At 40.5% G+C, this 15,055-nt stretch carries 9 protein-coding genes and 1 pseudogene; 8 read left to right on the top strand and 2 right to left on the bottom strand.

What is annotated here, in order from left to right:
* Positions 1-1,977: aconitate hydratase AcnA (gene acnA, locus FD729_RS00005; RefSeq protein WP_159931265.1), on the top strand; the 1,977-nt coding region annotated here is incomplete at its 5' end.
* A gap of 131 nt (positions 1,978-2,108) precedes the next feature.
* Here the strand turns inward: acnA and ribA are convergent.
* On the bottom strand, positions 2,109-2,705 hold the full coding sequence (ribA, locus tag FD729_RS00010; RefSeq protein WP_159931266.1) for a GTP cyclohydrolase II: 597 nt from the start codon (positions 2,703-2,705) through the stop codon (positions 2,109-2,111).
* 228 nt (positions 2,706-2,933) lie between these two features.
* On the opposite strand from ribA, the gene pgpB reads away from it, so the two are divergent.
* From pgpB to pyrF, 4 genes and pseudogenes are all read left to right on the top strand, one after another.
* On the top strand, positions 2,934-3,698 hold the full coding sequence (pgpB, locus tag FD729_RS00015) for a phosphatidylglycerophosphatase B (protein WP_159931267.1): 765 nt from the start codon (positions 2,934-2,936) through the stop codon (positions 3,696-3,698).
* 129 nt (positions 3,699-3,827) lie between these two features.
* Positions 3,828-4,141, top strand: a pseudogene (locus FD729_RS00020) (LapA family protein).
* On the top strand, positions 4,134-5,303 hold the full coding sequence (gene lapB / locus FD729_RS00025; protein WP_159931268.1) for a lipopolysaccharide assembly protein LapB: 1,170 nt from the start codon (positions 4,134-4,136) through the stop codon (positions 5,301-5,303). The pseudogene FD729_RS00020 and the gene lapB overlap by 8 nt, the downstream one beginning before the upstream one ends.
* Positions 5,304-5,378: 75 nt before the next feature.
* Entirely contained in the window at positions 5,379-6,089 is a 711-nt protein-coding gene (gene pyrF / locus FD729_RS00030; RefSeq protein ID WP_159931269.1) for an orotidine-5'-phosphate decarboxylase, read from the top strand.
* A 546-nt stretch (positions 6,090-6,635) separates the two neighbouring features.
* Here pyrF and fabI read toward each other — a convergent pair.
* Positions 6,636-7,424 (bottom strand): enoyl-ACP reductase FabI, encoded by a 789-nt coding sequence (gene fabI, locus FD729_RS00035; RefSeq protein WP_159931270.1) that lies wholly within the window; start codon positions 7,422-7,424, stop codon positions 6,636-6,638.
* Between the two features lie 2,158 nt (positions 7,425-9,582).
* Between fabI and pntA the strand changes: the two genes are divergently transcribed.
* The 3 genes from pntA (at position 9,583) to FD729_RS00050 (ending at position 14,732) form a co-directional block, all read left to right on the top strand.
* The gene (gene pntA / locus FD729_RS00040) at positions 9,583-11,124 is read left to right on the top strand and encodes a Re/Si-specific NAD(P)(+) transhydrogenase subunit alpha (protein WP_159931271.1); all 1,542 of its coding nucleotides are present in this window, start codon (positions 9,583-9,585) and stop codon (positions 11,122-11,124) included.
* 3 nt (positions 11,125-11,127) lie between these two features.
* Complete coding sequence (pntB, locus tag FD729_RS00045; RefSeq protein ID WP_159931272.1) at positions 11,128-12,513, top strand: Re/Si-specific NAD(P)(+) transhydrogenase subunit beta; 1,386 nt, start codon at positions 11,128-11,130, stop codon at positions 12,511-12,513.
* A 674-nt stretch (positions 12,514-13,187) separates the two neighbouring features.
* Positions 13,188-14,732, top strand: a complete 1,545-nt coding sequence (locus FD729_RS00050) for a UbiD family decarboxylase (protein WP_159931273.1) — start codon at positions 13,188-13,190, stop codon at positions 14,730-14,732.
* Positions 14,733-15,055: the final 323 nt, after the last annotated feature.

Consider the following 15,055-nt stretch of genomic DNA (forward strand, 5'->3'; position numbering starts at 1 on the left):
ATCCCTGATGTCGTAGGCTTTAAGTTGACTGGTAAGCTTCGGCCTGGTATCACTGCAACTGACCTAGTTCTAACGATTACACAGATACTGCGTAACCATGGTGTAGTCGGGAAATTTGTTGAGTTTTATGGTGATGGTCTGCCAGAGTTGCCACTTGCAGATCGCGCTACCATCGCCAATATGGCACCTGAATATGGCGCAACCTGTGGATTCTTTCCAATTGATGAGGTGACACTCAGGTACCTGATGCTAACAGGCCGCGATATCGCACAAGTAGCGTTGGTCGAAGCTTACTCTAAAATGCAGGGGTTATGGCATACTATAGGTGATGAGCCTATCTTCACCAGTTCGCTAGAATTAGATATGCAGAATGTGGAGTCGAGTATCGCTGGTCCCAAGCGTCCTCAGGATCGTATTTCTCTTAGTGATGTACCTACTCAGTTTAATCTGAACAACGATTTAGAGACAAATCATACTCAACAGTTGCATAAAACAGTGACCTATACTAACAGCAAAACCGGTCTGAGCTATGAGCTTGAAGACGGAACTGTAGTCATTAGCGCAATTACTTCCTGTACTAATACTTCCAATCCCAGTGTACTAATGGCAGCAGGCTTGCTGGCGAAAAAAGCGGTAGAGCGCGGACTAAAGCGTCAGCCGTGGGTTAAGGCTTCATTAGCACCTGGTTCAAAAGTCGTATCTAATTATCTGGCCATGGCGCAGTTGACACCCTATCTTGATAAGCTGGGTTTTAACCTAGTTGGATATGGGTGTACTACCTGTATAGGTAATTCTGGACCTTTGACCGATGAGATCGAAGCGGTACTAAGAGAGAGTGATATTACCCTTAGTGCTGTACTTTCCGGCAACCGCAACTTTGAAGGTCGTATCCATCCACTAGTGAAAACTAACTGGCTTGCATCGCCTCCGCTTGTGATCGCTTATGCACTAGCTGGAAATATGAAGGTTGACCTCCAAACCGATCCTCTAGGCAAAGATGATCAGGGCAATGACGTCTTCCTAAAAGATATCTGGCCATTACCAGAAGAGATTGCTACCGCCGTACAGAAAGTGACTAGTGATATGTTCCATAAAGAATATGCCAAGGTGTTTTATGGTACACAGGAGTGGCAACAGATTAAAGTAAGTGCAGCAGCCACCTATAAATGGAAAGAAGACTCTACCTATATTCGTCCATCGCCTTTCTTTAAAGATATGAAGCGTGAATATAAACCTGTTGAGGAAATTAAAGGGGCGCGCGTATTGGCGATCTTAGGGGATTCCGTGACTACAGACCATATTTCACCGGCAGGAAGTATTAATGTGGACAGTCCGGCGGGAAAATATTTACATGCACATGGCGTGGAATATGCTAATTTCAACTCATACGGATCAAGACGTGGCAACCATGAAGTGATGGTGCGCGGCACATTCGCTAATGTTCGTATTCGCAACGAGATGGTGCCTGGTATTGAAGGTGGCTATACTCGCCATATACCTAGCGGTAAACAGCTCACTATCTATGACGCATCTGTGAAATATAAAGAAGATGGTACACCACTGGCGGTGATTGCGGGGAAAGAATATGGTTCCGGTTCAAGTCGTGACTGGGCGGCAAAAGGACCGCGTCTACAGGGTGTTCGAGTAGTAATTGCCGAATCTTTTGAGCGTATTCATCGTTCCAACTTAATTGGTATGGGTATTCTACCGCTGGAGTTTGCGCCATACGTAACGCGTAAAACGTTACAGTTAACTGGTGAAGAGTTATTCGATATTGTAGATCTATCGAAGTTACGGCCGTACTGCGTAGTGAATGTAACTATAACGCGCACTAATGGTTTTCAGGAAGTCATAAAAACACGCTGTCGTATCGATACAAGTAATGAGCTAACCTATTACCGTAATGACGGTATCCTGCATTATGTAATTCGCAATATGCTGAGCACTGGAAAATCTGAGAAGCAGTTGATAAGTTAAAAAACAGTAAACATAAGCCCTATGGCTCATCGTACCGCTTCGGTAATGGAGCGGTACGTGTAAGAAACATTACATAATTTTATGCACACAGATCATCCCCAATATTATCATAACCTAATTAAAAATTAGGCCTATTCAGATTTAGGGAGGAGATGACCCATTTTTTCAGCTTTAGTATCAAGATAGTACGCATTTTTTGGATTGCGTCCAACGACTAACGGAACGCGCTCAACAATATTGATGCTCGCTGCGCTGAGCATTGCTACCTTACGTGGATTGTTAGTCAGTAAACGTATCTCATTCACACCTAGTAGCTTGAACATATCTGCACATAGGGTAAAGTCGCGTTCGTCTGCCGCAAAACCAAGATGATGATTCGCTTCGACGGTATCATAGCCTTTATCCTGTAGTGCATATGCACGAATCTTATTTATTAACCCAATATTACGACCTTCCTGACGATGGTAAAGCAGCACACCACGACCTTCGTCAGCAATCGCATTCAGAGCTGCCTCTAACTGAAAACCACAATCGCAACGCAAACTAAACAGCGCGTCTCCGGTAAGGCATTCTGAGTGGACACGTGCCAATACAGGCGTTGTATCATTGATATTGCCGTAGACCAGCGCAACGTGATCGTGACCATTTGCTAGTTCCTCAAAACCTATCATGAGAAAATCGCCCCAAGGTGTGGGCATTTTAGCTTCTACCACCCATTTAAGCTGCATGTAATTCTCCAGAACCTTCAGAAGATGCGCTATCCTAAAAAATAACGCGCAGACCGGTATAGCCCGATAAAGTTAATAATATTGTGCCACAACGTGAAGTTAGGCTGGTAATTTGTCAGAAAGATTTATTGATAAAGCACAATTATCCGATACACAACAGATTATATTGTTATTTTGTAAGATAAAAGTTAATGAACGGCGGACGATCACTAAGCTGAAGGAGAAAGGATGCAAGAAATTCTATGTCGTATTACAGCATGCACGCTACTGCTTTTATTAATTCCCACAACAGTATGGCTATCCGGCTGGCAGTGGCAACCTGACGCAAGTAAGGTACTACTACATTATCTATTTTGGATGACAGAAACGGTCACCCGGCCTTGGGGAACCATGACCAATCTGCTACTCAGCTTCTGGGTATTATGGTGTCTAAATTTTCGGCTGAAGCCAGCAGTGTTATTATTTTTAATCATGAACACTACTATTCTTACTGGTCAGTACGCTAACTCTTACATTAAAGATCAAGTACAGGAGGCGCGTCCTTATATCGTCTGGCTGGAGCATAATCATGGACTGGATAACCGCGAATTTTATCACTTAACTCATAAAGAACGTAGCCAATATGTAGATCAGTTGCTAGCTAGTGCCCAAATTCAACCTTTCTGGCTAAGGCAGCACTGGATATTTGAAACTGGTTTTGCTTTTCCATCAGGTCATACATTATTCGCTACCAGCTGGATACTACTGATGGTTGGTTTGCTCTGGCCGCGCCGCCATTATATAACTATAGGTATTGTCGGCTTTTGGACTATTGCAGTCATGATTAGCCGTCTGCTCCTTGGCATGCACTGGCCAGGTGATTTAGCAATGGCATTATTACTTTCTTGGCTACTAGTAATGATTGCCATTTGGTTAGTACATCACTTTTGCGGACCAGTGACTTTACAGGTGCAAGATCGAAAGAAAGTAATGCAAAGGAAAAGCAGATTGTAATTTAGCAGAATATTCTCATATTATCGACTTTTCACTCGTAAAAAATATGTGTCTAACGTTGCAGAGGAAAGCATTCTAACCGATTTTTTGGCATACTTTCACTGGATAACTTCACAACAGTGATATACTGTGGAATATTTGCTGATTTTTTTAGTAGTATCGATTATTTTCATCATTTATATCATATTAGGCGCGCATAATGATCAAATAATCACCTTTAACTATCTGCTGGCACAAATTGAATGTCGTCTTTCAACGTTGTTTGGTACCGGGTTTATGCTAGGTTGGGTAATTTCAGTTTTTTCTTGGTACGCTTTCTTGTTTTTTTAGCCTATGCAAAGTACAAAATTAAACGCATGCAATTACAATTAGATAACAGCGACCAGCTAAAGACCTCATTGACCTCTACTTGTCATAGGTCTGGAATAATAATTTATGCTTGAATCGCTGTTTCTATTATTACCTATTGCAGCATCGTATGGCTGGTATATGGGGCGACGTAGCGCACGACAGGATAAAGCACAAGAAGCGAGTCGTCTGTCACGTGATTACGTTACAGGAGTTAATTTTTTATTGTCGAATCAGCAGGATAAAGCAGTAGATTTATTTCTTAATATGCTGAAAGAAGATAGTGGTACGGTCGAGGCACATTTGACGTTGGGTAATCTTTTTCGTTCACGAGGTGAGGTAGATCGTGCAATCCGTATCCACCAGTCTTTAATGGAGAGTACCTCACTTAACTACGATCAACGTCTTCTGGCAATCCAGCAACTGGGCCGTGATTATATGGTAGCCGGTCTGTACGATCGTGCTGAAGATATGTTTAAAAAGCTAACAGATGAAACAGATTTCCGTGTCAGTGCGTTACAACAGTTGCTACTCATTCATCAAGCGACTAGCGACTGGCAACAGGCGATCGCGGTTGCTGAACGTTTGGTTAAGCTTGGTAAGGATAAACAAAAAGGTGAAATTGCACATTTTTACTGCGAGCTAGCGCTGCAAGCAATGAGCAGCGATGATCTTGATTGCGCCATAAGCCTGCTAAAGAAAGGTGAAGCTGCAGATCATCAAAGCGCCCGCATCTCGATTATGATGGGACGTATTTTAGCAGAGAAGGGTGAATATGCAAAAGCTATTGAGTATCTGAAACGCGTGCTGGACCAAGATAAAGAGTTAGTAAGCGAAACATTACCGATGTTGGAAACATGCTATCAAAACCTCAACCAATCGGAAGCTTGGGCAGCATTCCTTCAGCGTAGTATAGAAGAGAATACTGGTGCAGCAGCAGAGCTTTATATGTCTGATATTTTAGAACGGCAAGAAGGGCCGGAGGCTGCTCAGATCTATATTAACCGACAGTTGCAACGACATCCAACCATGCGTGTCTTCCATCGACTCATGGACTTCCATTTACAAGAAGCTGAAGATGGACGTGCTAAAGAAAGCCTTATGGTTCTACGTGATATGGTAGGAGAGCAAATTCGTACCAAGCCTCGATATCGCTGCCAAAAATGCGGTTTTACTGCACATGCACTTTATTGGCATTGCCCTTCCTGTCGTATTTGGTCTTCTGTAAAACCTATCCGTGGACTTGACGGACAATAACCTACATTATACTTATGTGCTCTGTTCACTAGTTATATTATATTTTAAAATTCTTACTATCAAATAAAATAAACCATGACCACCTCACCAATTCTTGTCGCACTGGATTATCATACTCTTAAAAGCGCATTACATTTTGTCGACCAAATTGATCCGCGAAGTTGCAGGCTAAAAATTGGAAAACAAATGTTTACACTATTTGGACCTTCAATAGTGAAAATTTTGCAAAGACGCGGATTCGAGATCTTTCTTGATCTTAAATTTCACGATATTCCTAATACCACAGCCTATGCTGTGGCAGCAGCTGCCGATCTTGGCGTGTGGATGGTTAACGTTCATGCTAGCGGTGGTGCGCGAATGATGGATGCAGCGCGCGATGTACTGGTACCCTATAGAAAAGACGCACCATTACTAATCGCAGTAACTGTTTTAACCAGTATGACCACAGAAGACCTACGTGGCATAGGTATTACATCATCACTTACTGAGTATGCAGTATATTTAGCTACATTAACGTATGAGCGTGGTCTTGACGGTGTGGTCTGTTCAGCGCATGAAGCCACTTATTTTAAGTCAGTTATTGGCTCTGACTTCACTCTGGTAACACCAGGAATACGTCCAGTGGGAAGCAACGCGGAAGATCAACGACGGATTATGACTCCATCTCAGGCCCAAAGTATGGGCGTAGACTATATGGTAATCGGTCGACCTATTACAGAATCAGAAGATCCAGCCTCTACACTTACATCCATCTTAAATAACTTAAAATTTCACCATAAATCATAGATATTCATCTGAATGACTCAACCTACATAAGACTAATCATACAGCCAAAAAGAGTATCTTATAATTATTTAAAACAAATTAGATGCGTATAGGAAAGGTAAAAGAAAACTGATTCTACCCTATAGCTTTTCTAAGGAGAAAAGTTTCCATAATTATTTTCAAATTTAATAGAAGTATTTCGTGCTGGCTATCAAAAACATAAAAATCCTTTTATAGATTACAAACAATGGCATTTTACTATTTGTACTAGCTTAAGGTCGACAGTCAACCGATAATAATTTATTTTTTAAACAAATAGAAGAACGACATTAGCAGGTAGTACTGTGCTACCTATCAAGCTCAGAGCTAATAGGGAACCAATCTTTTTTAATAAGCAAGAAAAAATTAAGTTTTCTTTAGCGTATCACTGGACTAGTTATTTTAAATAGTTAGCTATCAAAGGATCAACATAACAAGATCTCTTAGATGAAAAGCAAGTAGGCTCTTTCTTTAATAAAAAGAAATATGTAAAGAAAAAAGAGTACAAGATTAACTTTCCTTTAAAAACTATTTAAATTCCAGCTCATTCATCGCAGCAATGTTGAAGCCGCCGTCAACGTGAATCACTTCACCCGTGATGCCACTAGCTAAATCAGAACAGAGAAATGCTACTGAGTTTCCGACATCGTCAATGGTGACTGTGCGGCGAATTGGGGTAACAGCTTCGCTGTGTGCTAGCATCCTGCGGAAATTTTTAATTCCAGAAGCTGCTAAAGTGCGAATTGGGCCAGCAGAAATAGCGTTCACACGCACGCCTTCCGGCCCCATGGAGTTCGCCATATAGCGCACATTCGCTTCTAAAGATGCTTTCGCCAGACCCATGACATTATAATTAGGGATAGCTCGTTCTGCACCTAAGTAGGAGATTGTCAGCAAGGCAGAGCTTGGGTTCAACATCTTGCGACATTCTTTCGCCATCGCTACAAAGCTGTAAGAACTAATGTCGTGCGCAATCTTAAAGCCTTCACGGGTAACAGTATTAACATAGTCTCCATCTAGCTGGTCGCACGGAGCAAAACCAATAGAATGAATAAAACCGTCAAATTTTGGCCAGTTTTTTGCCAGTTCAGTAAATAGTGACTTGATGCTCTCGTCTTTAGCTACATCACATGGTATAACAATGTCTGCACCCAGTTCATAAGCTAATCCTATTACACGATCTTTTAATTTATCGTGCTGATAAGTAAAAGCTAGCTGTGCGCTCTGTTTATGCATTGCCTTCGCAATTCCGTAGGCAATGGAAAGTTTACTAGCGATACCAGTAATAAGAATTCGCTTACCAGAAAGAAAACCCATAGCTCTGTATCCTTATAGTCATTGTATTATTGGAGGTGCATTAATTAAAAAATAATAGGTGACCATTGTTAACGGTGTTCAAATTCTAATACGTCTCAGTTACATTATATAACCTGACTTATCTTCCACCATTTATAATAAATTATAAAGTTAATTTATTATTGAAATTTGGGTATAATACAATGGTTTTAACGCAGTAAGATCTTCAAGTAATCGCATCGCATCTTATGCGGAGCAATACTTTTTCTTATTTAATCAATCTGAAAGCATGTTTACAGTGTTTTGCGTTAATGTAGCAACCAATGTTTTTGGTTTTACGTCATAGAGAAAGATAGACATTTAGGGGTCTTTATAATTCTATTACCGTATTACATTCTACAGATCTATTGTTAGAGAATTGTTTATCAATTACGTAAACAAGAAAATAATTAATAAATATTATGATTATGCTTATGATGCTAATCATTAGCATTTTCATGTTCTTCAAAATAGCTATAATATGGAATCGAGAAACCTTATTCTCATTTTTTCAACATTGAAAACTATGCATACTGATTATTTTAGATGTTTGTAGTTGCTACTACATTAGTAGTACTTTTGTTTGTTTAAAAAGAGTTAAAAATGCGATCATAAAAACCCGTCCATCCTGAAAATAGATGAATGTTCTACATCTTTATCACTGTTATGAGCTAATGGGATAATTAATGAGAACAATATTTCTATACCTATGATTATGTGTGTTTCTTTTTGTAACTCTGATTGTCTATCGTCAGACGAGATTTTCGTCTCTTGTAATAACTAACGTATAATAGAATTCAAAAGCATATAAAAGAAAGCTGTGGTGTAACCCGGATTAAGTAAATATTTATCAGAGTATAGGAGTATTTTAAACTTTAATATTTCATTGCTTTTACTATAGATAATTTGTGCCAAATAATTGGCATATTATCGTCCTTGGCTGTGTGTTTTTACCATCTGCAACTACTATATTAGGACATTATGCTTGATATAAGCCCGACTAGTTTTGAAAATGTACTAGGCAATGGTTAGTACGAAAACTAGATTCACTATAAAATTTAATATAACATAAATAAGCAAGGTATGTACACATGAAGGAGATACAGTACATTATGGTTAAATGTAACATCTTTTAGAAAGTCGCTCTACATTGATATGTAACCACACTTCTGTAGGAAGTTGAGAGGTGTAGTTCGAACAGATCAACAGTGCCTATTACGCTAGGCAGAATAGGATTGATGTCACCGTGAATGTAAACGAAAATAATATATTTAATCGAATAAATAAAAAATGTTTTCGTTAAAATTACGCGAGTTACCCAGCTTTATAACCTCTAAACAATTTTGCTGAATTTCTTGCGTGAGCGACTACCTGAGCTTATCTAAGCTAAAAGATATTATTACATCAGTGATTATTAATCCACAGAGATTTTCTCGCCATTTTTATCATATCACTGTAATGAAATTTTCTTTCGCACTTATGTAGTCAAGAAATAAATTATATACTTATAGTGAAGGACAAGACTAGCTACAAGCGAATTTTAAGCAGTTAAATACTCCCAATGTAATGAAAATAGTGCTTAATTTCACCTTTGATATCCGTATCCTACAGGCAATAGACTAACTTTATTATGACATAATTTAAAGCGCATTATCAGAATAATTTACTGTTTTTCAGAGAAAAAACAATCTATTGAAGCTTTTCTGCAACAATCAGCTATATGTTAACGGACAAAATAATGAATCAAACATGCTAATTTATTTTTAACCGAGTATTTAATTTTAATTAATTTTTTTAAAAAAAATATTTTTATATCCATAATCATCTAATTAATAAGATACATATCAATTGTATTACTAGTTACTTCATTATCTCAATATATCTAGAAAAAAATTTTCTATTGAATCGTAGTCCACACTTTGCAGTCGTACAGAATATCTTTTTTTATTTTTAGATGAAACAATCATGTTATACGTCTCACCATAGGATCCTAGTCTAGACCACTATGCATATTTTTAGTAGGGTATATGTACTTAGTTCTGCATGCATTACGTTCATAAGTGACTGAAATGTTGTTTCAGGAACTGCGTTGTTATGCAGTTGATATATCATAATCATCTAAACGAAGAAAGGGAAGATTATGTTAATTGGAATACCTAAAGAACGGTTGCTTAACGAGGCACGCGTGGCAGCAACTCCTAAAACTGTCGAGCAGCTTATCAAGTTAGGTTTTAGCGTTATTATCGAACATGAAGCAGGAAAACGAGCCAGTTTTGATAATGAAAGCTTTGCTGCCATAGGCGCCAGCATTAGTGATACTCATCAGGTCTGGCAATCGGATATCATAATGAAGGTTAATCCACCCGATGAAGAAGAAATCGCGTTAATACGTGCAGGTAGCACTTTGGTGAGCTTTATCTGGCCTGCGCAAAATATAGTCCTGCTGGAAAAACTAGCAGTACGTAAAGTTACCGTAATAGCGATTGATGCCGTACCGCGCATTTCACGCGCCCAGTCATTGGACGCACTCAGCTCAATGGCCAATATTGCAGGTTATCGTGCTATTATTGAAGCCGCCCATGAATTTGGGCGTTTCTTTACCGGACAGATTACTGCTGCAGGTAAAGTCCCACCAGCTAAAGTAATGGTGATAGGCGCAGGCGTTGCTGGACTGGCAGCAATTGGTACCGCGAGCAGCCTTGGAGCGATTGTGCGTGCATTCGATACACGTCCAGAAGTGAAAGAACAGGTACAAAGTATAGGTGCAGAATTTCTTGAGCTCAATTTAGAAAAAAAAGAGGCAGGTAATAGACATGACGGATACGGGAGTGTAATGCCTGACGCTTTTATTAACGCGGAAATGGCGATGTTTGCCGAGCAGGCAAAAGAAGTAGACATTATTGTCACCACGGCTCTAATCCCTGGCAAAGCTGCACCAAAACTAATCACCGCCGAGATGGTAGAAAAAATGAAGCCAGGGAGCGTTATTGTTGATTTAGCAGCACAAACGGGTGGCAACTGCGAGCTTACCGTGGCCGATCATATTACCGTCACTGATAAAGGTGTAAAGATTATTGGTTATACTGATCTACCCAGTCGTTTACCGACACAGTCATCACAACTTTACAGTACCAATCTAGTTAACCTAATAAAGCTACTGTGCAAAAAAAAGAACGGCGAAATTAGTATCGATTTTGACGATGTAGTAGTACGTAGCATGACAGTGATACTCAACGGTAACGTGACTTGGCCTCCGCCGATGATTCAGGTCTCTGCCATACCTCAAGCTACTTCTGCTACAACACAGCCTGTCGTGAAAGAGGTTTCCAGACTATTAACACCATCACAGCGCAATTATTTGCTATTGGCACTTACTATCGTGTTAGTAGCCTGTCTTGCTAATATTGCACCAGTTAACTTTCTTTCTCATTTTACCGTTTTTGCGCTCTCTTGCGTAGTAGGCTACTACGTAGTGTGGAACGTCCGCCATGCGTTGCATACTCCGCTAATGTCAGTGACTAATGCAATTTCTGGCATTATCGTCGTTGGTGCAGTAATGCAGATAGGGCACGGTGGCTGGATGACCTTTATCTCATTTATTGCTGTGCTCATTGCCAGCATCAATATTTTTGGTGGCTTTACCGTCACTCAGCGCATGCTAAAAATGTTTCGTAAGGGGTAACTGATGTCTAGCGGATTAGTGACGGCAGCGTACATTGTTGCTGCAATTATCTTTGTTTTTAGCCTTGCTTGTCTCTCGAAGCATGAAACCTCAAAACAGGGCAATTTATTCGGTATTAGCGGAATGGCAATAGCATTGCTTGCTACTATTTTTGGACCTGATAGCGGTAATATCGCTTGGATTTTGTTGGCAATGGTAATCGGTGGTACAATGGGCGTCATTTTAGCAAAAAAAGTTGCAATGACCGAGATGCCAGAATTGGTGGCGCTTCTACACAGTTTCGTCGGTCTAGCTGCAGTGCTAGTAAGCTTTAATAGCTATATGGATCACTCAGTTGGACTCTCTAAGGTGATGGAAGACATTCATCTTACAGAGCTTTTTCTAGGCATTTTTATCGGCGCAGTGACCTTTACAGGTTCTATAGTGGCATTCGGAAAACTGCGTGGGAAAATTTCTTCACTTCCTCTGAAGTTACCACATCGCCATAAGATTAATGCACTAGCGCTAGTAGCTTCTTTTTTAATGCTAGTATGGTTTATATGCACCGATAGCACGGGAATTCAGATTTTTACCTTATTACTGATGACAGTGATTGCTTTAGCGTTCGGTTGGCATCTAGTCGCCTCTATCGGAGGCGCCGATATGCCTGTTGTGGTGTCCATGCTTAACTCTTATTCAGGCTGGGCAGCAGCCGCGGCAGGCTTTATGTTAAACAATGATCTGCTTATCATCACTGGCGCATTAGTAGGTTCGTCAGGTGCCATTTTATCTTACATCATGTGTAAGGCCATGAATCGTTCTTTTATTAGCGTGATTGCTGGTGGTTTCGGCACTGACAGCATTACAGGTAACGCAATAAAGACTGGGCAGTATCATGAAATTAGCGTGGAAGAAACAGCTGAATTATTAAAAAACTCCTCTTCGGTTATTATAACTCCAGGATACGGTATGGCGGTGGCGCAGGCGCAATACCCGGTAGCGGAGATCACCGAAAAATTACGCGGTCAGGGAATTAAGGTGCGCTTTGGTATCCACCCAGTCGCAGGTCGCCTACCTGGACATATGAATGTATTACTGGCGGAGGCTAAGGTGCCTTATGATATAGTATTAGAGATGGATGAAATCAATAATGATTTTGCCAATACTGATACAGTTCTAGTTATTGGTGCCAACGATACTGTTAACCCAGCTGCAGAGGATGAGCCGAGTAGTCCTATTGCAGGAATGCCAGTGCTAGAAGTGTGGCAAGCACAAAACGTAATCGTGTTTAAACGCTCAATGAATACCGGCTATGCTGGAGTACAAAATCCGCTATTCTTCAAGGAGAATACGTATATGTTATTTGGCGATGCAAAAGTAAGCGTTGAAAAAATACTCAAATCGCTGTAAAGAATAAAAACAGGACAGTCAGACATAACCCTTCATCTTTTTAAATAGTGGTTACTCTTCGTACATTTATTTTTTTTGTTCTTCTAATTAAAAATTAATCGCGTCAAAGACATACGCTTGTCGCTACAGAATGTTAAAAACTTAGTACTCGAGGTGCAACGAATTTTGATTGATCTTAAAGGTGCTCTTCATAACTAGCCACTCACTCTCTACTTATTTCTCAAAAGCTATTGTATAAGAAATACGTATGACTAAATATAGATTGGATATCGTTGTACTGTTGCGCGCCCTCTTCTAATAACTTTTCTTAGCTTATGTGTTAACACAGAGTGTTCCAGCACATAATTTATAATCTCATGCTATGATATCGTTCGCGCAACTAGTGAATAATTGCGACAATTTGATAAAAAAATCTGCCCTGTCTAGGGCTACATATTGATTTCTTGAAGGTAATGATGATTACTCTTCTTAAGATTGCCTTTAGTTATCGTAATAGGACGACGGGAGGGCAACTAAATATATAATTATAATATAGCGCAGAATTTTAATTTCCAGATTTTCTATCTGATATCAGATAGTAATGTAGCCCTGATATTTTGCCATTTCTCCTAGAAGGAGAAGCTATTGTATCTAAAACTTTTCTTTAAATTGCTTAGTATGGAGAAATCAATCTCATGTCGCAGAAAAACCTTGCTAATTACCGCGTATTAAAGCCTGGTGAACCTCATCCGCAGGGCTGGAATATACCCCCGGTTAACGATTTGCGATCTGCGATAAATTTACTAAAAACATTATCGGGTCACTATATTGAAACTGACCGCGAAGTCGATCCTAATACTGAACTGGCAGGAGTTTATCGCTATATCGGCGCAGGCGGTACTGTAATGCGCCCAACGCGTATTGGTCCGGCGATGATGTTTAACAACATCAAAGGATTTCCTGAATCCCGAGTGCTAGTGGGATTAATGGCGAGTCGTGAACGCGTGAGTGCCCTACTAGGAGCACCGGTGCATGAATTAGGCATTCAAATGGCGGATGCACGTAAAAACGTGATGCCGCCAGTAATCATAGATAAGACTCAGGTACCCTGCCAGGAGGTGGTCTATCGCGCAGAAGATGTAGGTTTTGATTTACGCAAAATTCTACCCATGTTAACCAATACCAACGAAGATGCCGGTCCTTACTTCTGTCTTGGACTAGTCCTTGGCAGCGATCCTGATGATTACGATAACGTGGACGTCACCATTCATCGTCTCTGTGTGCAGAGCAAGGACGCACTTTCTATCTTTTTCGCACCTGGACGTCACATAGATATTTTCCGTAAGAAAGCTGAAGCGGGAGGCGAGCCGCTGGCAGTATCAATAAATATTGGATTAGATCCTGCTATCTATATCGGCGCAGAGTTTGAAGCGCCAACCACGCCTTTTGGCTTTAATGAGCTGTGTGTGGCGGGCGGCTTACGCGGTAAGCCTGTCGAACTAGTAGAATGCCTCAGTATTAAACAGCGTGCCATTGCACACGCCGAAATTGTAATAGAAGGAGAGATTTTACCGAACATTCGCGTGGCAGAAGATCAGAATAGCCACACCGGTAAGGCAATGCCGGAATTTCCTGGCTATATGGGCGAGGCAAACCCTTTGCTGCCGGTTATCAAGGTTAAAGTGATCACTACGCGAAAAAATCCTATCCTACAAACTTTAGTTGGGCCAGGCGAAGAACATGTTATCCTAGCAGGACTTCCTACCGAAGCTAGTATTTATATGAAATGTGAAGAAGCGCTACCTGGACTGGTAAAAAACGTCTACGCTCACCGTGCCGGCGGCGGTAAGTTTCTAGCGATATTACAAGTGGAGAAGCGTAACGTAGGCGATGATGGTATGACGAGGCAGGCAGCGCTAATTGCGTTAGCAGTATATCGTGAGCTAAAAAATATTATCCTAGTGGATGATGATGTGGATCTATTTGATACTGATGATGTACTCTGGGCGATGCAGACGCGCTATATCTCCGATCTAGATACTCTGTTCGTACCGGGCGTTGCCGGTCATGTGCTTGACCCGTCGCAGCAGCCTTTATACGATCCGCGCTTAACTGCTAAAGGAACTACTGGTAAAACTATCTTTGATTGCACAGTACCTTTCCATCTAAAAAGAACTTTTATCCGCGCGCAGTTTAAAGAAGTTGATCCCAGTCTATGGATGCCGTCGCTATTTAGCTAGAATATTAATAATTTATAATAAAAAAGCCGATAACATACGTTCATCAGCCTGTTCATCATTTAGTCTTCTGGTATTTATTTTACTAGCGTTTTTGCGATGTTATACATTAACACTTTAATATCTTCTATTGTCAAAGGTCGGGGTAAGTAACGTTAGCTTGAGCAGGTTACGCCATGATGTTTAGTCACACCGACTTTAGAGTTTCCAGATTCTAGCAGTGAATCGCCAATAAGTTAGTTACTTAGGGAGGGAGGTATCAGCAAAACTGTAATATCCAAGTTTTGAATGAAAACGGCACAACCCTCTTACTAAAAGAGGGCAGT

Source organism: Pantoea sp. Nvir, from assembly GCF_009829915.1.
Classification (GTDB): Bacteria; Pseudomonadota; Gammaproteobacteria; order Enterobacterales; family Enterobacteriaceae; genus Pantoea.